Genomic DNA, 23,281 nt, shown 5'->3' with positions numbered 1-23,281 from the left:
ACAGATGCGCGCTGCGGGTTGGGGGTAAACGTCCCGGGCGGGAGCGTGCGCGCGGGGCGCGGGGTGTCCGGTGACGCAGTGCTCACGGTGATCTACTCCTTTTCTGGTGAAGGTTTGTGAAAGCGCTAGCTGCGCAGCTCGTGGCCGGTGATGTCGAGGAAGACGTCTTCCAAGTTGCGGTGCGAGACCCCCAGTTCGCGGATGAGTACGTCCTGGTGCTCCGCGGCCTGGGCGAGCGCGGTGATCAGCGCGGGGCTGCCGCTGCCGCGCACCCGGTAGGAAAGCGGGCGCAGCGCTTCGGCGGACACGCCAAATGGCTCGAGCTGGGCGTTGAACGCGGGCACATCGAGCTCAGTGGCGGTGGTGAAAGAGACGAGCGGGTAGTCATCATGCGAGGTGAGCTCGGCCATCGTGCCGTCGGCGACGACGCGTCCGCGGTCCATAATCACGATGTGGTCGGCCAACGTCTCAGCCTCGTCCATCAGGTGCGTGGTCAGCACAATGGTGGTGCCATCGCGTTTTAAGGCGTTGACCAGGTCCCAGACGGCGAGCCTCGACTGGGCGTCCATGCCGGCGGTCGGCTCGTCGAGAAACAGCAGCTCCGGGCGTCCGATAATCGCGAGCGCGAGCGAGAGACGCTGCTGCTGGCCACCCGAAAGTCTGCGGTAGGTGGTGTTGGCCACGCCCTCAAGACCGAGCAACTCGATGAGCCAGTCAGGATCGTGCGGGTCCTTGTTGTAGGAGGCCGCCAGGCGCAGCATCTCGCGCAGCTTCACACCAGAGTAGGAGCCACCGCCCTGCAACATGATGCCGATCCGGTCGCGGACTTTCTGCGGTTCGGTGGCCGGGTCGAAGTCGAGCACGCGAATACTGCCCGAGGTAGGGCTGGTAAAACCCTCGCACATCTCGATCGTCGTGGTCTTGCCGGCGCCGTTCGGGCCGAGCAGGGCAAGCAGCTGGCCCTGACGCGCGCGGAAGGACACGCCGTCGACGGCGCGGGTGTGACCAAAAGTTTTCACCACATTGCTCACTACCAGGGCATCATTTTCCATGAGCGCTAGTGTAGCCCGCGTCCGGCGCGCCACCGGTACCACAGCCATGCGCCGCCGCACATGAGGGCGAAATAGCAGGCGGCGGCCAGGTAGATGGTGGCCACTGTGCCCGGCGGGAGCGCGAGCCCGCGGGGCAGGACTAGGAAACTGAACACGGCGCAATAGGTGGCGACGCTCGCGCGGAAGAAGAAGCGGTTCGCCCACGCCGCCAGCGGCAGAATGCCCCAGAGCGGGTACCAGGGGTGGACGACCGGAAACAGCAGGACGAGCACGAGTGTGGCTACACCGAGCCCACCGACGGGGTGGATCGAGCCTTTGAAGGTTGCCCAGAGCATGCGCACCAGGAACGCGCCGGCGATAAGCAGGCCGACGCCGCGGGTAATGCTCAAGATGGCATCGGTGTGGTCGCCGAGGTTGAGCAGCATGGCGAGGCGCCCGCTCAGCACTCCGATATCGGTGGTGACCGAGAGCCAGCTGCGTATCGACGCCGCGCCGCCCTGCCCGGTGACCCAGCCGAGCCCGATGCCCGTGGCTAGCGACACAGCCGCCACTGTGAGAACAAGGACGCAGGTCTGGATGAGTGCGGCACACCCGATGGCGCGTATCGACGCCCGCTTGCCCCCGTTTCCCACCCAAAGCCGGGCGAGCGCCATGCCGGTAAACCCGAGGGCGACGAACCCTGTGACCTTGACCAGGCCGCCGCAGGTCAGTAGCGCGCTCGAGCCGAGGAAGAGCGCCCAGCCGGGAAGGTTGCGTTGGTGCTGCGCAAGTTTGTCGACGCCACGCAGGCCCAGCTCCATGCCGACGAGGAGAAAGCCGAGCATGACTGCTTCGTTGTGGATCCCGCCGATCAGATGCAGGATGGTCAGCGGGTTGAGTACGCCGAGCCACAGGGCGGTGGCACCGTGGACGCCGCAGCGCGCGGCGAGCGCGCGAATGCCCCACGCCGCCGCGATGACGCCCGCGAAAGAGACGGCGCGGTGGGCTAGCACGCCAAAGTAGATGGAGTCTTGGGTGATCCACGAGATCGCCGAGGCGATGCCGAGTGCGACCGGTCCGTAGGGGCTCGGTGAGTGCGCCCAGATGAAGGGGACGGAGCGCGCGAGGTGGTTGTCGGTGCCGAGGATCTCCACAGGGCCCGCGGCGTAGGGGTCGAGGCCTTGGCTCACGATGGAGCCGTGCGCCAAGTAGGAATAGATGTCTTGGGTAAACAAGGGAGCGGTGAGGAATAATGGTGCGGCCCAGACGAGAAAGGTGCGGAAGATCACTCGTGCGCTGATGCGCGAGTGTTTGGTGCCCGCACCCACGAAGGGGCCCATGAGCAGCCAAGCCACGACGAGGCAGCCGACACCGATCAGCACCACGGAGGAAGAAGTCTGCATCATGCGACCCATGATTTGGCCGCCTGGCAGGTCGAACCACGGGTTGTCCACCACCGGGAGGGCACCGCCGCCCAGCCCGCCTAAGCCCATCAGCAGCGTGCCGAGTGCGCCGAGCCACCGCAACAGTGCGAAGCGGTTGAGCTCGATGGTGGAGGCCGCAACACCAGCGTCGGAAAGGTCAGCGCGGTGCAGTAGCGCTGAGCGCGAACCGGCCGTGCCCAGGCGGGGTAGCGCCTCGACCAGGCCTGGCGAAAAGGCGGACCGTGCTGCTTCGTGTGCGTCCCGGTCCTTAGCGGTGTGGTGCGGTGGGGTCACACCTTCAGCATTCTAGGGGCCACCAGGAGCAGGTGAAAGCAGATGGTGACACGCCGGGGGGACCCCGCGCGGCAGAAATAATTTGGAAACACTAGTGTTGTGTAAAGGCGAAAGGGACGTCCTTTTGCACGCGAGCAACGTGGAAATCAAAGGAAGCTGAGGTGAAGCAATGGCCGAGCAGCATCGAGCAGTAGGGGTAGACACCCGCGGCGACGTGATGCGTGCGCTGTTAACGCTTGGCCCGGTGACCGCCACCGACATTGCCGAGCAACTAGGCCTTTCTGCCGCAGGTGTGCGCCGCCACCTCGATAAACTTCTCGGGGACGACCTGGCAGAGACGTGCGATCCACGCGTCGTTGCTGGGGAGGAAGCGACGCGGGGACGCCCCGCGAAGTACTTCCGGCTGACCGAAAGTGGGCGGCGTTCATTTGGCACGCATTACGACGGCTTGGCCGTCGACGCCGTGGAGATGATTAAGCAGCTCGGGGGAGAGCGCGCAGTGCGTGACTTTGCCCGGGCACGGATTGAGAAAGTCCTCGCAGAGGCAAACGCTGCGGAATGCGATGATTCCGATGCCGCTTCCGGTGAGGAGGCAACCAAGGCGACCGTGGAGGCGATCGCCGAGGTGTTGGATCGTCACGGTTACGCAGCCACGGTGACCTCCGCTGGCAACGGCATCCAGCTCTGCCAGCACCACTGCCCGGTCTCTGACGTCGCCTCGGCGCACCCGGAGATCTGCGAGGCAGAACATGAAGCCATCTCGGCGCTCGTGGGCACGCATGTGCAGCCCTTGGCGCTGATCGCTGACGGCGATGGCATCTGCACGACGAATATTCCTCTCGCCGCTACCGCTACGGCGGCGGGAACCCATACTGAAAGGAGCGGAGATAATGACGAAAGCTAACCCCGCACCCGGTCTCGAAACACCGATGAACGATGAGCAGATCATCGATTCCATCGGCGCGTACAGCTACGGCTGGCACGACTCCGATGTCGCCGGTGCCTCCGCACGCCGCGGCCTGAACGAGGACGTGGTGCGCGACATCTCGGGTATTAAGAACGAGCCGGAGTGGATGCTGAACCAGCGTCTGAAGGCGCACGAGATCTTTGAGAAGAAGCCGATGCCCACCTGGGGTGCGGATCTCTCGGACATCGATTTCGACAACATTAAGTACTACGTCCGCTCGACCGAGGAGCAGGCGACTTCCTGGGACGACCTGCCGCAGGACATTAAGGACACCTACGACAAGCTGGGTATTCCTGAGGCTGAGAAGCAGCGCCTGGTCGCAGGTGTGGCCGCTCAGTACGAATCTGAGGTGGTCTACCACCAGATCCGCGAGGACCTGGAGGAAAAAGGCGTCATCTTCGTTGATACCGATACTGCGCTGCGCGAGCACGAGGAGCTGTTTAAGGAGCACTTCGGCACCGTCATTCCGGCTGGCGACAATAAGTTCTCCGCGTTGAACTCGGCCGTGTGGTCTGGCGGTTCCTTCATTTACGTGCCGCCGGGGGTCCACGTGGACATTCCGCTCCAGGCTTACTTCCGCATTAACACCGAGAACATGGGCCAGTTTGAGCGCACCCTGATCATCGTGGACGAGGACGCTTACGTGCACTACGTCGAGGGCTGCACCGCGCCGATCTATAAGTCGGACTCGCTGCACTCCGCCGTGGTGGAGATCATCGTGAAGAAGGGCGGCCGCTGCCGCTACACCACCATTCAGAACTGGTCGAACAACGTCTACAACCTCGTGACCAAGCGCGCGAAGGCTGAAGAGGGCGCGACCATGGAGTGGGTCGACGGCAACATCGGGTCCAAGGTGACCATGAAGTACCCGGCGGTCTGGATGACCGGCGAGCACGCACGCGGCGAGGTCCTTTCTGTCGCTTTCGCCGGCGAGGGCCAGTTCCAGGACACCGGCGCCAAGATGACTCACATGGCTCCGCACACCTCGTCTTCGGTGGTGTCGAAGTCTGTGGCTCGCGGTGGCGGCCGTTCCGCCTACCGCGGCTTGATCCAGGTCAACGCGAATGCGCACAACTCCCAGTCCAACGTGGAGTGCGACGCGCTGCTGGTGGACGACATTTCTCGCTCCGACACCTACCCGTACAACGACATTCGTAATGACCGCGTCACCCTGGGCCACGAGGCCAAGGTGTCCAAGGTCTCCGAGCAGCAGCTGTTCTACCTCATGAGCCGCGGCATCCCGGAGGAGGAAGCCATGGCCATGATCGTGCGCGGCTTCGTCGAGCCCATTGCGAAGGAGCTGCCGATGGAGTACGCCCTGGAACTGAACCGTCTCATCGAGCTGCAAATGGAAGGATCGGTGGGCTAAACCCAATGACCGTTTCTGTTGATCCCGTACAAAACGCCACCCCGCACAACAACAAGGGTGACCTCTTCCAGTCGTTTAACGTCGAGGACTTCCCGGTGCCCGGCGGCCGCGATGAGGTGTGGCGCTTCATCTCCCTGCGCCGCATCCGCGGCTTGCACAACGGCAAGTTTGCCCCGGCTGCGAAGGCGCAGATCACCGTGGATGCGCCGGAAAGCGTGCGCGTTGAAGAGGTGCCGATTAGCGACGAGCGCTTGAAGGTCGCTGGCGGTGCCGTCGACCGCGTCTCCGCGCAGGCTTGGAGCTCCGCCGAGACCGGTGTCATCGTGCACCTGCCTGCCGACACCGAGCTTGAGCAGGACATCACGATCACCGTCACCGGTGCTGGTGCGGATGTGACCACCTTCGGCAACATCCTGATCGAGTCCGGCACGCACGCCAAGGGCAACGTCATCCTGCGCTATGCAGGCTCCGGCACCCACGCCGATAACGTGAACTGGCACCTCGGCGAGGGCTCGACCGTGCGCGCCATCGTCGACGCCGAGTGGAATGAGGATACCGTCCACATCGGTCAGCAATCGATCCTGTTGGAGCGCGACTCGACGCTGCGACACTACGTGGCAGCCTTCGGCGGCGAGATCGTTCGCATCACCCCGCGCGTGAAGTTCGCTGCCCCCGGCGGCGATGCCGAGCTCAACGGCGTGTACTTCGCCGACCCCGGCCAGTACATCGAGAACCGCATGCTGGTGGATCACTCCGTACCGAACTGCCGCTCCAACGTGCTTTACAAGGGTGCGCTGCAGGGCGATAAGCAGTCCTCGCTGCCCGAGGCGCGCACCTGCTGGGTCGGCGACGTGCTGATCCGCGCCGAGGCGAAGGGCACCGACACGTACGAGACGAACCGCAACCTCGTGCTGACCGACGGCGCGCGTGCGGACGCGATCCCGAACCTGGAGATTGAGACGGGCGAGATCGCCGGCGCGGGCCACGCTGCCACGGTCGGCCGTTTCGACGATGAGCAGCTCTTCTACCTGCGTTCCCGCGGTATCCCCGAGGACGAGGCCACCCGCCTGATCATTCGCGGGTTCTTCAACGAAGTGCTCAACCAGATCCCGGTCGAGCAAGTCCGCGAAGAGCTCATCGCCCGCGTCGTGGGCGAGCTGGAGCGCACCAACAACTAGTCAACGCTGCTCAATAAAGTACTGAAAGAAAGAAAGCGGATACGCGAATATGTCGAAGCTTGAAATTAAGAACCTGCACGCCAACGTTCTGCCGACGGAGGAAGGTCAGGAGCCAAAGCCGATTCTCAAGGGCGTGAACCTGACGATTAACGCTGGCGAGACCCACGCGATCATGGGTCCGAACGGCTCGGGTAAGTCCACGCTGGCCTACACGTTGGCTGGCCACCCCAAGTACGAGGTGACCGAGGGCGAGGTGCTGCTCGACGGCGAGAACATCCTCGATATGGAGGTCGACGAGCGCGCTCGCGCAGGCCTCTTCCTGGCTATGCAGTACCCGGTGGAGGTTCCCGGTGTGTCCTCCTCCAACTTCATGCGCTCCGCGGTGACCGCGGTGCGCGGTGAGGCCCCGAAGCTGCGCGAGTGGGTCGCTGAGCTCAACGAGGCCCGCAACTCGCTGCAGATGGACGAGTCCTTCTCCGAGCGCTCAGTCAACGAGGGCTTCTCCGGTGGCGAGAAGAAGCGCCACGAGGTCATGCAGTTGGCGCTGATGAAGCCGAAGTTCGCCGTCATGGACGAGACCGACTCCGGCCTGGACGTCGACGCGCTGCGCGTGGTTTCCGACGGCATCAACAAGTACCAGGAGGAGACCAACGGTGGCGTGCTGATGATCACCCACTACAAGCGCATCCTCAACTACGTGCAGCCGGAGTTCGTCCACGTCTTTGCCAACGGCAAGATTGTGAAGACGGGCGACGCCTCGCTGGCAGACCAGCTCGAGGCAGAGGGCTACGAGAAGTTCATCTAATGGCCTACGTCAACGACAACGGAACACTCAACGTGGAGGCGATCCGCGCGGAGTTTCCGATCCTGTCGCGCACCGTCAGGGATGGCAAGCCACTTGTCTACCTCGACTCTGGTGCGACGTCACAGCGACCGGAACGCGTGTGGAACGCCGAGCGCGACTTCGTGCTGCACACCTTCGCGCCCGTCCACCGCGGCTCCTACCAACTCGCCGAGGAGGCGACCGACGCCTACGAAAAGGCTCGCGAGGCAATCGCGCGCTTCGTCGGCGCGGAAGGCCACGAGATCGCATTTACGAAAAACGCGACCGAGGGCTTAAACCTCGTCGCCTACGTGCTTGGAGACGACCGCGCTGGCGAGTACCAGGTTGGTGAGGGCGACACCATCGTCGTTACCGAGCTGGAACACCACGCGAACCTGGTGCCCTGGCAGGAGCTCGCCCGGCGCACCGGTGCCACCTTAAAGTGGTACGCGATGACGCCGGATGGGCGGATCGACCTCGATTCGCTCGAGCTGGACGAGACGGTCAAGGTCGTGGCTTTTACCCACCAGTCAAACGTGACTGGCGCGGTCGCTGACGTCGACGAGATCGTGCGCCGCGCGAAGGAAGTCGGCGCGCTCACTGTGCTCGACGCATGCCAGTCGGTGCCGCACATGCCGGTCGACTTCCACGCTCTCGACGTGGATTTCGCAGCCTTCTCGGGCCACAAGATGTGTGGGCCTTCCGGCGTCGGAGCCGTCTACGGCAAGGGCGACATCCTTGATACGTTGCCGCCGTTTTTGACCGGTGGCTCCATGATCGAGATCGTGAAGATGGAAGGCTCGACCTTCGCACCTGCCCCGCAGCGTTTCGAGGCAGGTACGCAGATGACCAGCCAGGTCGTCGGTCTCGGAGCGGCGGTGGAGTTCTTAAACGAGGTGGGCATGGATCGCATCCACGCCCACGAGCAGGAACTCACGGCATACGCGCTCGAGCAGATGCAACAGATCGAGGGCTTGGAGATCGCCGGTCCGCTGACCGCAGAGAACCGGGGTGGCGCGATCGCCTTTACCGTGGATGGTGTGCACCCGCACGATCTTGGTCAGGTCCTCGATTCTGAGGGTGTGGCAATCCGCACGGGCCACCACTGCGCGTGGCCGGCCCACCGCGGGCTTGCTGTGCAGGCGACCTCGCGTGCCAGCTTCTACCTCTACAACACCAAGGAAGAGGTAGATGCGCTGGTGGCAGCTATTGCAAAGGCGAAGGAGTTTTTCGCACGATGAACCTTGAATCGATGTACCAGGAAGTCATCCTGGACCACTACAAAAACCCGCAATACGCAGGGCTTCGCGATCCTTACGAGGCGGAAGTCCACCACGTCAACCCCTCCTGCGGCGACGAGCTGACGCTGCGCGTCCACCTGTCCGAGGACGGGAAGACCGTTGAGGATGTCTCCTATGAGGCGCAGGGCTGCTCGATCTCGCAGGCGTCGACAAGCGTGATGGCCGAAGAGATCAAGGGACTGCCGCTTGCCGAAGCCATGGAGAAGCTCGGCGCCTTTGAGGAGATGATCACCTCGCGCGGCACCGTCGAAGGCGATCCGGAAAAGATCGGTGACGGCGTGGCTTTCGGCGGGGTGGCGAAGTTCCCCGCCCGCGTGAAGTGCGCGCTACTTGGGTGGAAGGCTTTCGAGGCCGCAACCCAGGAAGCCCTGGAGAAGAAGGAGAACTAAACCATGTCTGAAGACAACGTCAACGACACCGCTGGCGCTGCCGCAGGTGGTGCCCAGGAACGCGAAAGTGTCTCCAATTTTGAGGGCGGTGGCGAGCGTCCGCCGCAGACCGAGGAGCAGATTAAGCTCGCTGCCGATGCGGAAGAGTTCCTGCACGACGTCATTGACCCCGAGCTGGGGATCAACGTCGTCGACCTCGGCTTGGTCTACGATCTGTGGATCGAGGAGCGGGAGGGCAAGACGCTCGCGATTGTGAACATGACGCTGACCTCGCCTGCGTGCCCGCTGACTGACGTCATTGAGGCGCAAGCGCACGAGGCGATCGTCAACAACACCTCGGTGGACGACATCGTGCTCAACTGGGTATGGATGCCGCCGTGGGGCCCGCACATGATTACCGAGGAAGGACGCGAGCAGCTGCGCGCGCTCGGTTTCGCGGTCTAAGAATCCCCGCTTTTCGTCCCCCTGATGGAAACATCTGTCAGGGGGACGCAGCGTTTTATGCGGTAGTAGGCGGTTTGGGGGTGCTTGCTACAGTGTTTGCGTGATTGTCACCAATGATCTTGAAGTCCGCGTCGGAGCGCGCACGCTGCTTAACGCTCCCGGCCAACACCTCCGTGTCCAGCCGGGGGATCGTATCGGTCTGGTGGGCCGCAACGGTGCAGGCAAGACGACGACGATGCGCATCCTGGCGGGGGAGACCGAACCCTACGGCGGCTCTGTGACCCGCTCGGGCGAGGTGGGCTACCTGCCGCAGGACTCCAAGGAAGGCGACATCGAGCAGACTGCCCGGGCCCGCGTGTTGTCGGCCCGCGGGCTCGACCAGATCCAGCGCTCGATGGCCAAGCAGCAGGCCATCATGGAGGAAACCGACGGCGCGGAGCGCGACAAGGCGATCGCGAAATTCTCCCGCTTGGAGGAGCGCTACCAGGCGCTCGGCGGATATGAGGCGAACGCGGAGGCCGCCCAGATCTGCGACAATCTCGGCCTGCCGGGCCGGGTGCTCGACCAGCCGCTCAAGACGCTGTCCGGCGGCCAGCGGCGCCGCGTGGAGCTCGCCCAGATCCTGTTCGCTTCCCGGCAGGGCTCAGGGAAGTCGCAGACCACGCTGCTTCTCGACGAGCCCACGAACCACCTCGACGCCGATTCCATCAGCTGGCTGCGCGGCTTCTTGTCCAAGCACGAGGGCGGGCTGATCATGATCTCGCACGACGTGGAACTCTTGGACGCGGTGTGCAACAAGATCTGGTTCCTCGACGCCGTGCGCGCCGAGGCTGACGTCTACAACATGGGCTTTGCCAAGTACAAGGACGCCCGCGCCCTCGACGAGGCTCGGCGACGCCGCGAGCGCGCCAACGCGGAGAAGAAGGCGTCTGCGTTGAAGACGCAAGCCGCAAAGCTCGGTGCGAAGGCGACCAAGGCCGCCGCGGCGAAGCAGATGCTCGCCCGCGCCGACCGGATGATGGGAGAGCTCGATGAAGTCCGCGTGGCAGACAAGTTCGCCTCGATCAAGTTCCCGGAACCCGCGCCCTGCGGTAAGACCCCGCTTTACGGCAAAGGGCTGACCAAGATGTACGGCTCGCTTGAGGTATTCGCGGGTGTCGACTTGGCCATCGACAAGGGGTCGCGCGTCGTCGTGCTCGGGACCAACGGTGCCGGTAAGACGACGCTGCTTAAACTGCTCGCCGGCGTCGAGCGCACCGACGGCGAAGGCGGCCTGGTCACCGGCCACGGGCTGCGCATCGGCTACTTCGCACAGGAGCACGACACCATTGACGGGGACAAAACCGTGTGGGAGAACACCATCGAGGCGTGTCCGGACGCCGGCCAGCAGGACCTGCGCGGACTGCTCGGTGCCTTCATGTTCTCCGGCGACAAACTCGAGCAGCCAGCAGGCACGCTCTCCGGCGGTGAGAAGACCAGGCTCGCACTGGCCACGCTCGTCTCATCCCGTGCCAATGTGCTGCTTCTCGACGAGCCCACGAACAATCTCGACCCCCAGTCCCGCGAGCAGGTCCTCGACGCGCTCAAGACCTACACGGGTGCCGTCGTCCTGGTCACCCACGACCCGGGCGCGGTGCGCGCCCTTGAGCCGGAGCGCGTGATCATCATGCCTGAGGGCGATGAGGATCTGTGGAGCGACGAATATATGGAGATCGTTGAATTGGCTTAAAGTGAGCTGTAAATTAGCATGGAAGTATGTCTTCCTCTGCACGTCGCCTCAGCGCTACAGTCCTCGCCGCCGCTCTCGCTTTCTCTTGTGTGGGGGCACCTGAGGCGGGGGCGGAGTCGTCGATAAGAGACGGCCTTGAGGTCAACCAGGGGTGGGAGTTTGGCACTGTGCTTGGGACGTGCACGATCGGGTACAACGACCCAGTCAGGCGCATTAGCTACACGGCTGCGCACTGCGCGGAGGGCGTGAACCGGGTCTTTCTCTCCGACAAGTCCGGCAAACGCTTCCAACGGCCGATCCACGCTGGCACGATCGAAATGTCGCCGGAATATAACCCGAAAACCGATGCCAACGACTGGGCCATCATCCGCTGGAAAGACGGCGTGACCATCAATCCCAACACCTTTGACCGCGACGGCATCGTGCCAGTTAAAAGCCTGCGAAAGGGGCAGGAGCTGTGCTTTCACGGGCATACCAGCCACGGGTCTGTAGGAAGCGCGGACTGCGGCAGGCTGATTGCCACCCTGGGCACCAAGATCATCATCGAGACACCAAAGGGTGCGCGAAAAGGCGACTCCGGTGGCCCGGTCTACGTGCCGGGCGGCGGGCTGGTCGGTGTGCTGTCCACTAGTTACGAAGTCGACGAGCCCAACGGAAATACGAGCTACATCGTCACCGCCAACGCGCCGAAGGACGGCCGCCCGGTGACCCTGGAAGAGGAAGCGCGCATCATCAATCAGTACTATGGCACCAGAGTCAGGCTGCGGGAACACGACATCGAACCAGGTAGCTCGCTTATCGAGGGGCTGGCCGACGCCGGCTCCAGCGACGCCGAAGGCGCTGCGATCGCGCTTGTACTCACTAGTGTGCTCCTTGCTGGTCTGGCCATTGGAGGCATGATCAATAGCGTGTTGTACTAACGCGGCCGCGTAGACTTATGCCTATGACCATCAACGAAATTCTGAAGAGCTGGCCCGACGCATGGAACGCCATGTCGAAAGACCAGAAGACCATCGTCGGCGTACTGGCTGCTGTGGATACCCTCGGTAAGGCGCTCGCGCTGCGCGACCTTGCGCGCGCGAAGGACAGCAAGCTCCGCGGCCCGAAGTGGCTGTGGACGCCGATCATCGGCGCGGTGAACACCTTCGGTTGGGTGGGCTACTTCCTCATCGGGAAGAAGCGCTAGTTTCACGCGCAACCCCAGCGTAGTAACGGATCTGCGTCACCGGTTGCATCCGGGGTCGCTGCCAAGGATAGCGATCACCGGCGACGTCGATCGCTTCGCTGAGTTCTAGGAGCGTGTCGGTGCCACCAGCCCCGCCCACAGTGAGCGTGTCGCTGTCAATGGACACCTCGGACGAAAAAGTTCGCTGGTGGTGTTTTTGCTTGATGAGCGAGGCCGGAACTTCGGCAAACACGAGCTTCCCGCGCCGCAGCACTGTCACGTCGTCGGCAACGTAGCTCGGTCGGATGCGCTCGCTGCCGATCAGCGAGGCGACGTACACAATGCCCCAGATGGACAGCAGCAGCGCAACCAACCGCACCGTTCCCGCAGGCAGGAGCAGGTGGACCACCACCATCTCGATGCACAAGACCGAAATCACGCTTACGAGCATCTGCAATCGCCCTGGCGGGTGGGGGAGTACCTCCGCATCCTCTGGCACAAGCCGGTGGCCCCGTATCCAACGCAGTAAATCGCGGTACAGTTCGAGCTCGTAGCGGGCGAAGCGGAAGCCAGGGTGCTTCTTCCACAGCGAGAGGATGCTACTCATCGAAGTCCTCCGCCAACGCCTGCAGCACGACGCGCTGCGCACCCCGCGTCGGCACATCGTGCACGCCGAGGGAGACGTCCCCAGGCCGCAGGGTGGGGAGAACCCCGCGGAGCAGCCCGTGGGGGAGGAGCTCGCGAAAGCGCGCGACGTTTTCGGCCACTTGGCTATCTCGCGTCCGCATCTCCCCAAGGCCCTCCCAGAGCTGACCGGCCGCACGCGCTGCCTTGATGCACTCCGGAGCGTTGAGGTTTGTACGCAGCTGGTCCCACGTGGCGGCAGTGGCAACCCCGGTCAGCGCCATGAGATCCCACGCGTCCAGCTCGCGCTGGAGCGCCTGCGGGTCGGTGAACACTCCACGCAGTGCTTGGCGGATATCCTCCGGCGCACCAGAAGGATTAGCCGCAAGCATGGCCAGCCGTTTTCGCTGCTGCTGCAGGTGGGCAATGCGGCCATCCAGTTGCGCTAGGGCACGCTCGACCACAGCCGCTGCGTCTTCGGCTGCGACGTCGGCGATGGGCACGCCGGCGTCGATAAGCGCACGAGCGCGAACCACTGCAGCGAGGTCGCTGATTGAGTACTCGCGGTAGTTGCCACTCGTGCGGGCGGGCTCGGCCACTGCACCGCTTTCGTGCAGGTGGCGGACCGAGCGCACTGAGCAACCTGCGGCCGCGGCGACTTCTGAAATCTTCACGCTTTTAACCTAAACCCTTACACAATGTGAGGGTCAAGGACAGCGTGCCTAGTTCCTAAATCCGTGCACGGGTGCCGGGATGAAGCCGCCGCGCTGGATCATCTCCGCACTGCTCTTGGTGTTGACCGGGATGACTGGCGCGTAGCCGAGCAGGCCGCCGAAGTTCACCTCGTCGCCCGGCTTGGTGCCGGGGACGGGGATGAGGCGCGCTGCGGTGGTCTTATGGTTCATGATGCCGATCGCGGCTTCGTCGGCGATCATGCCCGCGATGGTTTCCGCCGCGGTATCGCCTGGGATGGCGATCATGTCGAAGCCGACGGAGCAGATTGAGGTCATGGCCTCGAGCTTGTCCATGGAGATCGAACCGGAGCGGACTGCATCGATCATGCCCTGGTCCTCGGAGACCGGGATGAACGAGCCGGACAGGCCGCCGACGCGGGAGCAGGCCATCATGCCGCCCTTCTTCACCGCGTCGTTGAGCAGGGCGAGTGCAGCGGTCGTGCCGTGAGTGCCGACCTGCTCAAGACCGATACGCTCCAGAATGTGGGCGACCGAGTCACCGACCTCCGCGGTGGGGGCAAGCGAAAGGTCGACGATGCCGAAGGGCACGCCAAGGCGCTCCGCCGCCATGTTGCCAACGAGCTGGCCGGCGCGGGTGATCTTGAAGGCGGCCTTCTTGATCTCCTCGGCGACCTCGTTGAGTGAGGCACCCTTAATCGGGCTGATCGCGTTGTCCACCACGCCGGGGCCGGAGACACCGACGGAGACCACGGTGTCGGGCTCCTCGATGCCGTGGAACGCACCTGCCATGAATGGGTTGTCGCCGACCGCGTTCGCAAACACCACGAGCTTTGCGCAAGCGATGGAAGACTCGTCCTTCGTTAGCTCGGCGGCCTCCTTGACCACCTGCCCCATACGCGCGACGGCGTCCATGTTGATGCCCGCGCGCGAGGTGCCTACGTTGACCGAGCCGCAGACCGCCTGGGTGACGCTGAGCGCCTCGGGGATGGAATCGATAAGGCGGCGATCTGAGGTCGTCTCGCCCTTTTCCACCAGCGCGGAGTAGCCGCCCACGAAGTTGACGCCCAGCTCGGACGCGGCCTTGTCCAAAGCGCGCGCGATGTCGACGGGGTTGCCGTCCACACCCGCCGCGACGAGCGAGACAGGGGAGACCGAGATGCGCTTGTTCACGATCGGAATGCCGAGCTCGCGCTCAATGCCCTCGCACACTTCCACCAGGCGCGCGGCGCGGGTGGTCACCCGGTCGTACACGGCCTGGCAGGTGGCCTCCATGGAGGAGCGGGTGCAGCCGATCAGCGAGATCCCCATGGTGACGGTGCGGATATCCAGGCGGTAGTCCTCGATCATCCGGATGACGTCGAGGATGTGGCCGGACTTAAAATCGAAATCTGTAGCCATCGTCGTGTGTTACCCCTAGACCTCGTTCATCGCGGTGAAGAGGTCCTCGGACTGGATGCGTACGATGACGCCGAGCTTATCGCCCACGGCCGCAAGGTGCTCCTGCAGCTCGCCCATGTCCGGGGTGTTGTCGGGGAGGGCGACGCGCATGACCATGGTGAAGTAGTTGTCCATCAGAGTCTGGGAGACGTCGAGAATGTTCAGGTCGCGTTCCGCGGCAGCGCCGGCCACAGCGGCAATGATGCCGACGCGGTCCGGGCCCGTGGTCGTAATGATTGCGTGCATAGCGCTCATCTTAGTGCGGGAGTGGTGTACGGCGCGCACCTGGGAGGTTACGGTGGCCCCATGACTGCTTTTTCCAACAACGAACACACAACTTTTAGCGCACAGCCGGAACGTACGGGCCGCGTGCTCGTCATCGGTGCGGGCGGCAATGTCAGCCGCCACTCGGTGCCGTGGCTTTCCCAGCAGGGACACGAGGTCACCGGTCTGGTGCGTAACCCGGCGCACGTCGAGAGCATCGAGCAGGCGGGCGCGCACGGCCTGGTCCGCGACATTACGGAGCTTTCCGTCGCGCAGTGGGCTGAGCTACTTGCGCAGTTCGATGTCGTGGTGTGGTCCGCTGGCGCGGGCGGCGGTTCTGCGGAGCGGACCTGGGCGGTCGATCGGGACGCGGCGCTGCGGCTTATCGACGCGCTCGAGCAGCTCCCCGAGCCACCACGGTTCCTTATGGTCTCCTACACCGGCGCGCGCTTCGCCACCACAGAAGACGATGGTGGCTCCTGGTACGCCTACGTCGAGGCGAAGAAGGCGGTGGATCTGCGCCTGATGGACAGCGACCTGCCGCAGGTCATCCTGGGCCCCGGCATGCTTATCGACGGCCCCGTGCCCGGCTTCGCCCCAATCACGGCCGCAAGCGACGACGGTGCCGATTCGGCGCACCCCGAGACCTCGCGCGAGCTTGTCGCGGAGGTCATCGTTGAGCTCGTCGGGCGCGAGGACGTCTCGCAGGTACCCAACCCCTTCGAGTTTGAAAATGGCGGCGTGCCGGTGCGCGAGCTCGGCCGCTAAGCCGGGCTAGGCGCGCGGGGCGTGCGCCGGGCTGCGCTCGAAGCAGTACTGGGCGAAGTTGCGCAGGATCGCGTTCGCCCAGGCCACATCGTGGTTCGGCAAATCCGCCACGATCCGAGCGTACTCTTCAGCGGGGAAGTACCCGTAGTCGTAGAAGAAGTCCATGCGCGTATGCATCGCTTCCGCGTCCATTTCCGCGTGGAACTGAGTAGCCCACACGTTGTCGCCGTAGCGCACGATTTGCACCGGGCAGCTCGGCCCGGTGGCCAGCACGGTCAGCGTGGCGGGCAGTGTGACTTCGTCCGGGTTCTCGGTGTGGCCGGTCAGCGCGGTGAAGCGGGCGGCAGTGCCGCGGAGGAGGGGATCGTCGTGCGCGGCGTCGCTAAGCACTACCTCGGTTGGGCCGGAGTCTTCCGGGTGGGAATGGCCGACGGTGCCACCGAGGTGATCCACCAACCAGGAAAAGCCGAAGCAGACGAAGAAGACCGGGAGCCCGGAATCCACCACCCCGGCGAGCACCTCGTGGACATGACGCTGCCACGGCGAGTACTCATCGTTGGTGATGTTGAGCGAGCTGCCGCCGACGATGATGCCGCTGATGGTCTCAAGCGAGCCAACCTCCTCGTCGAGCCGGTCGAGGATCTGCAGCTCAACGTCTACCTCGCTTAAGCCCGTGGCCTTGAGTACGTCGTGGTATTCGGCACGTGCGACCTGTTGGGCAAGTTCGCCCTGGCGCAAGGAGAGGAAAAGCAGCTTGGACATAGCGGCAAGTCTATACCGCTTGGTCTACTTTGTGCTAAACGGGCTCCGTACGGACTGCTCCACCAAAGAAAGCATGGCCTCTAGACGCTCCACGGGCTCGCCCGCAGCCAGCTTGACCACGAATCCTTCAAAGACCGTCTCTAGGTAGGTCTGCACCACGTCGGTGGTCACGTCCTCCCGCGTTGCGCGGTTGGACACGATGCGTTCGTGAACAGCTTTGTCTAGCACCTCCTGGTGCTCGCGCCAGCGCTTCTCAAACTCGGGATCGGTACGCAGCTTGCGAACGATCTCGGCCCGGGTGACAAACCAGTCGTTCTTTTCCCGGTGGTACAGCATGTCGCGCATCACCTCAACCAGACCCTGGTTGCTCACCACCTCGGCCTGGCGCTTCGCGTCCTCGCTTGCGATCGCGAGGAAGAGCGCCTCCTTGTCTGCAAAGTGGTGGAAGATCGCACCGCGTGTTTTCCCAGTCGCCTGCTCAAGCTTGGCCACGGTGGCGCCTTCGAACCCGTAGTGGGCGAAGCAGAGACGAGCAGAGTCGATGATTTCCTGCCGACGGCGAGTGAGTTCGCTTTCGCTGACGATGGGCATGCGCGGTGCAACCCTTCCTTTGTTCGGGGTGGGCGGGGTACAGACAAAGAAGAGGGGTACCCGGGTGCGGAACCCGAGTTACCCCTCTAGCTGGGTCAAGGCATTAGTTCTTGACCATCTGGCGCAGCACGTACTGCAGAATGCCGCCGTGGCGGAAGTACTCTGCCTCACCAGGGGTGTCAACGCGGACCACTGCGTCGAACTCGACCTCCTCGCCGCCGTCCTTCGTCGCTACGACGTGGACCGTCTTCGGGATCGTGTCGCCTTCATTGAAGGCAGTGATGCCGGTCAGCTCGAAGGTCTCGGTGCCGTCCAAGCCGAGGGAGCCGTGGGACTCACCCTCCGGGAACTGCAGCGGCAGCACGCCCATGCCGATGAGGTTCGAGCGGTGGATACGCTCGAAGGACTCAGCGATGACGGCCTTGACGCCGAGCAGGTTGGTGCCCTTTGCAGCCCAGTCACGGGAGGAGCCGGTGCCGTACTCCTTACCAGCGATGACCACGAGCGGGATGTTCTTCTCTGCGTAGTTCATCGCCGCGTCGTAGATGTAGGCCTGCGGTGCGCCCTCCTGGGTGAAGTCGCGGGTGTAGCCACCCTGCTCATCCACCAGCTCGTTGCGCAGACGGATGTTGGCGAAAGTACCGCGAACCATGACCTCGTGGTTACCACGACGGGAACCGAACGAGTTGTAGTCGTGGCGTGCCACACCGTGCTCATCCAGGTAGTTCGCCGCCGGGGTGCCCGGCTTGATGGAGGAAGCAGGGGAGATGTGGTCGGTGGTCACGGAGTCGCCGAGCTTGGCCAGCACGCGTGCACCGGTGATGTCCTCGACTGCCTCCGGCTCCTCCGGCATGCCGTCGAAGTACGGTGCCTTGCGGATGTAGGTGGAGTCCTCGTTCCAGTCGAAGGTCTTGCCCTTCGGGATGTCCAGGTTCTGCCACTGCTCGTCGCCCTTGAAAACGTCGGCGTAGTCGGCTTCGTACATCTCGCGGGAGATGATGCCGGAGATGGTGCTCTCGATCTCCTCGGTGGACGGCCAAACGTCCTTCAGGAAGACGTCGTTGCCATCGGCGTCCTGGCCGAGCGGCTGGGCGTCGAAATCGAAGTCCATGGTGCCGGCGATGGAGTACGCGATAACCAGCAGCGGGGAGGCCAGGTAGTTCATCTTCACATCGGGGGAGATGCGGCCTTCGAAGTTGCGGTTACCGGACAGGACTGCGGTTGCGGTCAGGTCGTACTCGTTGATCGCCTCGGAGACCTCGTTCGGCAGCGGGCCGGAGTTACCAATGCAAGATGCGCAGCCGAAGCCGGTGAGGTAGAAGCCGACAGCCTCGAGGTCCTTCCACAGGTCGCCGCGCTCGTAGTAGCCATCGACGACCTGGGAACCCGGAGCCATGATGGTCTTGACCCACGGCTTGGCGTGCAGGCCCTTCTCAGCAGCCTTACGAGCCAGCAGTGCGGCACCGACCATGACGGACGGGTTGGAGGTGTTGGTGCAGGAGGTGATTGCGGCAATCGCGACCATGCCGTGGTCGAGGGTGTACTCGCCGCCCTGCGGAGACTCGACGATGACCGGCTTGGAGGCACGGCCCTCAGCACCTGCTGCTGCGGTCTCGCCGTTGCCCGGCCAGGACTGGTTGTAGTCCACAGATTCGGTCTTCTCTGCGCGCACCGGCTCGGAGGTCTCGTTGCCGGCGGTGTTGTAGTCCGGCAGCTGCTTGCGGAAGGTTTCCTTCGCATCGGCGAGCAGGATACGGTCCTGCGGGCGCTTCGGGCCAGCGATGGACGGCACGACGGTGGACAGGTCGAGCTCGAGGTACTCGGAGTACTCGGCCTCCTCTGCGTCCTGCTCCAGCCACATGCCCTGCGCCTTGGCGTATGCCTCGACGCGGTCGATGTCCTCCTGGCTGCGGCCGGTCAGGTGCAGGTAGTTGATGGTCTCCTCGTCGATCGGGAAGATCGCACAGGTGGAGCCGAACTCCGGGCTCATGTTGCCGATGGTGGCGCGGTTTGCCAGCGGGATCTGCTTGACGCCGTTGCCGTAGAACTCGACGAACTTCTGCACGACGCCGTGCTCGCGCAGCATCTCGGTGATGGTGAGCACCACGTCGGTTGCGGTCACGCCAACCGGGATCTCACCGGTGAGCTTGAAGCCGACGACGCGCGGGATGAGCATGGAGACCGGCTGGCCGAGCATTGCAGCCTCGGCCTCGATGCCGCCGACGCCCCAGCCCAGGATGCCCAGGCCGTTTTCCATGGTGGTGTGGGAGTCGGTACCGATGCAGGTGTCCGGGTATGCCAGGCCCTCGTTGTCAAAGACGACGCGGGAGAGGTACTCGATGTTGACCTGGTGGACAATGCCGGTTCCCGGCGGGACGACGCGGAAGTTGGAGAAGTTCTCTGCGCCCCAACGCAGGAACTGGTAGCGCTCCTCGTTGCGCTGGTACTCAATCTCAACGTTCTTATCCAGCGCGGCGGTGGAACCGAACGCCTCGATGATCACGGAGTGGTCAATGACCATCTCTGCCGGGTTCAGCGGGTTGACCTGGTCGGGGCTGCCGCCGAGGTCGCTGACTGCCTCACGCATCGTGGCAAGGTCGACCACACAGGGCACACCGGTGAAGTCCTGCATGAGGACGCGGGCCGGGGTGAACTGGATCTCGATCGACGGCTCTGCCGACGGATCCCAGTTGGCAATTGCCTTGATGTGGTCTTCGGTGACGTTCTTGCCGTCCTCGGTGCGCAGGAGGTTCTCGCCCAGCACCTTGAGGGAGTAGGGCAGCTTCTTCATGCCGTCAACAGCATCGAGTGCAAAGTAGTCGTAGGACTTCCCGCCAACCTCGAGCGTCTTCTTAGCGTTGAAGGAGTTCTTGCTTTCAGCCACAGTGAGCTCCATTTCTCGTCGTAATCCAAATCTGGGAACTATGACACGTGATGGTCAACCATCAATAATATGCGACCAACCACGGTTCCGTTGCCATAATAACAGTACGCACGTTATGTTTAGGTAAGGCACGGAGGTTTTACGGCAAGAACTGGCCGGGGAGTGTGCAATCTCACCCCCATTTGCGTGCAGTACAACCGCGTGGGGCGCGCAGCGGTGGTGGAGCTGCCAGATACACTGCACAATCGTCGCCCCCGATCGTGGTTGCGGCGCGCCCCACGCACAACACCTCAAGGAGTGTCCGAATGATTCCACCCGAGATCGACATGGCCGACCTGGAAGGCCAGCTCGCGGCGGATGGCATCGCCTTTGGGGCGGAGAACCCAGTCAATGGGACCGTCGAAGCAGCCATGCGTGACGCTCTGGACGCCGCCCCGAGTGCGGGCCAGGGCCACACGGGGCTCGTCGTTTTAGAGCACACGCCCGCACATGTGCCGGACCTGCGCGACGTGGCCCAGGACCTGTTGCTCGCGGGGGACTTCGACACCGTGATCGTGCGAACGCCCCAGGTAGCGCTGGCTGTCAGTGACACGCTCGACCGCGCATCTATCGATGCCGGGCAGCGCGCGATGGTCACCGAATCCGATTACCCCCAGGGCGTGACCGCCTTTGTTGAGGCTGCCGACAGCTTCCATGTGCCCTGGATTCCGCTCGCGCTCGCCGCGGCGATCGTCTTTGGTGTAGTAATTGGCGCGACTGCGTGGGCAGTTCGGCGACGGATGTAGTCAATCCTGCTGGAAGCGCTACTGCGCCGTCCTGCCTTGACTTGAGGTGGGGCGGCGCCTTCTTTTCGTGCGCGTTACATAATGTGTCCAAAATCACACTATGTATGCAGGAGGGTGAATGTGCAGCGTGTGGTCATTTTGAGTCATGGGAAAAACCTTGACTCATGTGAATTTAGGTAAAGGTTGTGCAACGGGATGATCACGTGTCGTATGGTCTCCATGTCGGCTCGTGAGTCGGCATTGCACTCAATCGTCTCGCGCTCAACAGCAGCAACGCGCTAGTCACGCGAGGTTGCGTCGGAAAATTCGGGCATGTGGGGAAGCACGCCAAGGATGCACCGGGGACAGACGGCGGGGTCAGTGTTGCTTGCGGGCTTGCATCAGTAGTCAATTTTCTACAGCTGCGAGTCAAGGCTATGGGCTAGTCACCCGTGGCGGCGGCCGTCGAGAGGCAGTATGCCCCTCGATGGTTTCCGCACGCTTTGGCACGCGGCGTGAGGAGCCCTTTTCGTGGTAGAACCATCGCGGTTCACGCCATCGTCTGTGGGTGGAGCCTCGGCTGCTGCGCGCCCCACGCGCGCTGGCCGCCGATTCCGCGCCACCCTCGGCGTCGTTGCGTGCACAACATCCCTGTCCTTGGCGGCACCCCTGGTCAGCCCAGTGGCAAACGCTGCTCCGGCGTCGATGACGGAGCTTGCGGCAAACATCTCGCAAGCCCAAGCAAACATTGACCGGCTGAACCTCAACATCGGCGACCTGCAGGAAAAGGTCAACCAGGCGCTGGTAGACCTGCAGGACTCCCGCGCACGTGCAGAGCAGGCTCGCCGCGGCGCGGAGGAGGCAAAGAAGCGTCTCGCAGCCTCCGAAGAAGCTGTCGTGGAGGCGCGTAAAGCGCTTGATGAGGTCACCCGCTCCCAATACCGCGGCGCGGGTCAATCGAAAAGCCTTGACTTTGCCGTAAGTGGCGACGATCAGAAGGACGTGCTCGATCGCTCGCTCTTCCTGCGTCAGCGCACCGAGGAACGTCGCGCGAAGCTCGCCGAAGTTGAGCGCGCCCGCACCGAGGCGGCGAACGACGAGGCGACACAGCGCGAGGCAAGCGAGCACGCCGCGTCGACCGCTGCCGAGGCCGAGGCCGCTGAGGCAGAGGTGCGCGCATTGCTCGATTCGGCCAATACGGAGCTTGCGCAGGAGCAGTCCCAGCGCGATGCCGCTCAGTCGGAGCTCGACGCGGCCCAGTCCGAGCTCGACCAGCAGCGTGCCGACGCCAACGGGGGCGCAGAGTCTGCCGAGTCTGGCGAAGACGCAGAGAACGCTGCGACCGATGCCCCTGCACAACCTGTAGAGACTGCGCCTTCACAGGTGCAGGCCGAGCAGACAGACGGCAGCGCTCCCGCTGCTGCACCAGAGCAGCAGGTCACTGCAGACGAGGTGCCGGACGACGTGGTAGTACGCGTCGAGCAGCACGCGGCGCAGATCGATCCGGACGTGGCGTCGCTGAGCTCGGAGACCGTGGCCCAGGCGTTGACCACCGCGGCAACCGCCAACGGGGAGAACCTGCAGCCGGCGCCGGCGGAAAACGTCGACAGCGGGGCCAACGCTGCGGCGATGTCGAGCAACCTGGAGATCTCTGACGAGATGATTACCGCCGCGGCAGGCATCATTGCCGCCGCTGCGATGGTCGGGTCGAGCCAGGCGGACCACACCAGCCTGGACAACCCCTACGGCGGGTCGAGCAACAGCGAGGTCATCGCGGCCTTCGCCGGCGGCTTGGGCAACGCGCTCGGCGGCGGGGCGGCGAACGTGAGCCCAACGTCCGATGACTACGCCAGCCCGGAGGTCAGTGATGGCCTTGCCTCGCTGCTGCCGGAGGTCGGGACCGCAGAGTCTGTTTCCGACGCGGTGTCCAACGCAGTCTCTGGCTCGAATTCGGGCTCGATCGAGACCGTCATCTCCCGCGCGCAGGCCATGATCGGTACGCCGTACGTGTGGGGCGGCGGCGACGCGAACGGACCGACCACCGGTGTCAATGGCGGCAGCGTTTCCGGGTTCGACTGCTCGGGCCTGGTGCTCTACGCCTTCGCTGGCGTCGGCATCTCGCTTCCGCACTACACCGGCTACCAGTACCAGCGCGGCACCCAGGTGCCCGCGAGCGAGGCGCAGCGCGGCGACCTGCTCTTCTGGGGTCCGGGCGGCAACCAGCACGTGGCGATCTACCTCGGTGATGGCACAATGATCGAGGCCCCGCAGGCGGGCCAGAACGTGCAGATCTCCCCGGTCCGCTACTCCGGCATGGCGCCGATGGCGGTGCGACTCCTCTAGGTACTGGCACCGCGTCATGTCACGCTCATTACGAT

At 63.8% G+C, this 23,281-nt stretch carries 22 protein-coding genes; 13 read left to right on the top strand and 9 right to left on the bottom strand.

All coding sequences use genetic code 11. The features are described 5' to 3' along the window. Positions 1–125: 125 nt before the first annotated feature. Together CIMIT_RS06475 and mptB are read right to left on the bottom strand one after the other, a co-directional pair. Entirely contained in the window at positions 126–1,052 is a 927-nt protein-coding gene (locus CIMIT_RS06475; protein WP_038590721.1) for an ABC transporter ATP-binding protein, read from the bottom strand. Between the two features lie 5 nt (positions 1,053–1,057). Next, positions 1,058–2,677 carry a polyprenol phosphomannose-dependent alpha 1,6 mannosyltransferase MptB gene (gene mptB / locus CIMIT_RS06470; RefSeq protein ID WP_038594313.1) on the bottom strand — a complete coding sequence of 540 codons (1,620 nt, stop codon included), beginning with the start codon at positions 2,675–2,677 and terminating at the stop codon, positions 1,058–1,060. Between the two features lie 241 nt (positions 2,678–2,918). Here mptB and CIMIT_RS06465 point away from each other — a divergent pair, with 241 nt between their 5' ends. The 10 genes from CIMIT_RS06465 to CIMIT_RS06420 all read left to right on the top strand — a co-directional run bounded on the left by CIMIT_RS06465 (position 2,919) and on the right by CIMIT_RS06420 (position 12,135). Then, positions 2,919–3,653 (top strand): helix-turn-helix transcriptional regulator, encoded by a 735-nt coding sequence (locus CIMIT_RS06465; protein ID WP_038590717.1) that lies wholly within the window; start codon positions 2,919–2,921, stop codon positions 3,651–3,653. After that, positions 3,640–5,085 carry a Fe-S cluster assembly protein SufB gene (gene sufB, locus CIMIT_RS06460; RefSeq protein ID WP_038590713.1) on the top strand — a complete coding sequence of 482 codons (1,446 nt, stop codon included), beginning with the start codon at positions 3,640–3,642 and terminating at the stop codon, positions 5,083–5,085. The genes CIMIT_RS06465 and sufB overlap by 14 nt, the downstream gene beginning before the upstream one ends. Positions 5,086–5,090: 5 nt before the next feature. After that, complete coding sequence (gene sufD, locus CIMIT_RS06455) at positions 5,091–6,263, top strand: Fe-S cluster assembly protein SufD (protein WP_038590709.1); 1,173 nt, start codon at positions 5,091–5,093, stop codon at positions 6,261–6,263. Positions 6,264–6,312: 49 nt separating this feature from the next. Next, on the top strand, positions 6,313–7,068 hold the full coding sequence (gene sufC / locus CIMIT_RS06450; protein WP_038590705.1) for a Fe-S cluster assembly ATPase SufC: 756 nt from the start codon (positions 6,313–6,315) through the stop codon (positions 7,066–7,068). Next, positions 7,068–8,327 (top strand): cysteine desulfurase, encoded by a 1,260-nt coding sequence (locus CIMIT_RS06445; RefSeq protein WP_038590702.1) that lies wholly within the window; start codon positions 7,068–7,070, stop codon positions 8,325–8,327. Before sufC ends, CIMIT_RS06445 begins: the two co-directional genes overlap by 1 nt. Further along, positions 8,324–8,776 carry a Fe-S cluster assembly sulfur transfer protein SufU gene (gene sufU, locus CIMIT_RS06440; protein ID WP_038590700.1) on the top strand — a complete coding sequence of 151 codons (453 nt, stop codon included), beginning with the start codon at positions 8,324–8,326 and terminating at the stop codon, positions 8,774–8,776. The genes CIMIT_RS06445 and sufU overlap by 4 nt, the downstream gene beginning before the upstream one ends. Before the next feature lie 3 nt (positions 8,777–8,779). After that, positions 8,780–9,220 (top strand): metal-sulfur cluster assembly factor, encoded by a 441-nt coding sequence (locus CIMIT_RS06435; protein WP_038590697.1) that lies wholly within the window; start codon positions 8,780–8,782, stop codon positions 9,218–9,220. Between the two features lie 100 nt (positions 9,221–9,320). Then, positions 9,321–10,949: an ABC-F family ATP-binding cassette domain-containing protein gene (locus tag CIMIT_RS06430; protein WP_038590694.1), complete on the top strand. Its 1,629-nt coding sequence runs from the start codon at positions 9,321–9,323 to the stop codon at positions 10,947–10,949. 26 nt (positions 10,950–10,975) lie between these two features. Next, positions 10,976–11,869 (top strand): trypsin-like serine protease, encoded by an 894-nt coding sequence (locus CIMIT_RS06425; protein ID WP_084674286.1) that lies wholly within the window; start codon positions 10,976–10,978, stop codon positions 11,867–11,869. Positions 11,870–11,892: 23 nt separating this feature from the next. Then, positions 11,893–12,135 (top strand): hypothetical protein, encoded by a 243-nt coding sequence (locus CIMIT_RS06420; RefSeq protein WP_231910270.1) that lies wholly within the window; start codon positions 11,893–11,895, stop codon positions 12,133–12,135. On the opposite strand, the gene CIMIT_RS06415 is transcribed toward CIMIT_RS06420, so the two are convergent. From CIMIT_RS06415 to CIMIT_RS06400, 4 genes are read right to left on the bottom strand one after another with little or no spacing between them, the layout of a single operon-like run. Continuing rightward, positions 12,116–12,721 (bottom strand): hypothetical protein, encoded by a 606-nt coding sequence (locus CIMIT_RS06415; protein WP_038590688.1) that lies wholly within the window; start codon positions 12,719–12,721, stop codon positions 12,116–12,118. The two genes, CIMIT_RS06420 and CIMIT_RS06415, sit on opposite strands and share 20 nt — an antisense overlap. Next, positions 12,714–13,412, bottom strand: coding sequence for a MerR family transcriptional regulator (locus tag CIMIT_RS06410; RefSeq protein ID WP_038590685.1), 699 nt, complete (start codon positions 13,410–13,412; stop codon positions 12,714–12,716). Before CIMIT_RS06410 ends, CIMIT_RS06415 begins: the two co-directional genes overlap by 8 nt. Before the next feature lie 48 nt (positions 13,413–13,460). Then, the gene (locus CIMIT_RS06405) at positions 13,461–14,831 is read right to left on the bottom strand and encodes a PFL family protein (protein WP_038590683.1); all 1,371 of its coding nucleotides are present in this window, start codon (positions 14,829–14,831) and stop codon (positions 13,461–13,463) included. Between the two features lie 15 nt (positions 14,832–14,846). Then, on the bottom strand, positions 14,847–15,116 hold the full coding sequence (locus CIMIT_RS06400) for an ACT domain-containing protein (protein WP_038590680.1): 270 nt from the start codon (positions 15,114–15,116) through the stop codon (positions 14,847–14,849). Between the two features lie 60 nt (positions 15,117–15,176). On the opposite strand from CIMIT_RS06400, the gene CIMIT_RS06395 reads away from it, so the two are divergent. Then, positions 15,177–15,902, top strand: coding sequence for an NAD(P)H-binding protein (locus CIMIT_RS06395; protein WP_084674411.1), 726 nt, complete (start codon positions 15,177–15,179; stop codon positions 15,900–15,902). A 6-nt stretch (positions 15,903–15,908) separates the two neighbouring features. Here CIMIT_RS06395 and CIMIT_RS06390 read toward each other — a convergent pair whose 3' ends face one another. From CIMIT_RS06390 to acnA, 3 genes are all read right to left on the bottom strand, one after another. Beyond that, a complete protein-coding gene (locus CIMIT_RS06390) occupies positions 15,909–16,664 on the bottom strand; it encodes a glutamine amidotransferase-related protein (RefSeq protein ID WP_038590677.1) in 756 nt (251 codons plus the stop codon). A gap of 24 nt (positions 16,665–16,688) precedes the next feature. Beyond that, positions 16,689–17,255, bottom strand: coding sequence for a TetR/AcrR family transcriptional regulator (locus CIMIT_RS06385; RefSeq protein WP_038590674.1), 567 nt, complete (start codon positions 17,253–17,255; stop codon positions 16,689–16,691). A gap of 103 nt (positions 17,256–17,358) precedes the next feature. Continuing rightward, positions 17,359–20,139: an aconitate hydratase AcnA gene (gene acnA / locus CIMIT_RS06380; RefSeq protein ID WP_231910269.1), complete on the bottom strand. Its 2,781-nt coding sequence runs from the start codon at positions 20,137–20,139 to the stop codon at positions 17,359–17,361. Between the two features lie 305 nt (positions 20,140–20,444). Between acnA and CIMIT_RS06375 the strand changes: the two genes are divergently transcribed. Together CIMIT_RS06375 and CIMIT_RS06370 are read left to right on the top strand one after the other, a co-directional pair. Next, a complete protein-coding gene (locus CIMIT_RS06375; RefSeq protein ID WP_051904855.1) occupies positions 20,445–20,924 on the top strand; it encodes an Rv1476 family membrane protein in 480 nt (159 codons plus the stop codon). 510 nt (positions 20,925–21,434) lie between these two features. Beyond that, positions 21,435–23,246, top strand: a complete 1,812-nt coding sequence (locus CIMIT_RS06370) for a DIP1281 family NlpC/P60 protein (protein ID WP_407919528.1) — start codon at positions 21,435–21,437, stop codon at positions 23,244–23,246. Positions 23,247–23,281 lie beyond the last annotated feature (35 nt).

The sequence above is a fragment of the Corynebacterium imitans genome (assembly GCF_000739455.1).
In the GTDB taxonomy this organism is placed as follows: Bacteria; Actinomycetota; Actinomycetes; order Mycobacteriales; family Mycobacteriaceae; genus Corynebacterium; species Corynebacterium imitans.
Note: the sequence above shows the minus strand (reverse complement) of the source record. Positions and strands in the feature narration are given on the sequence as shown.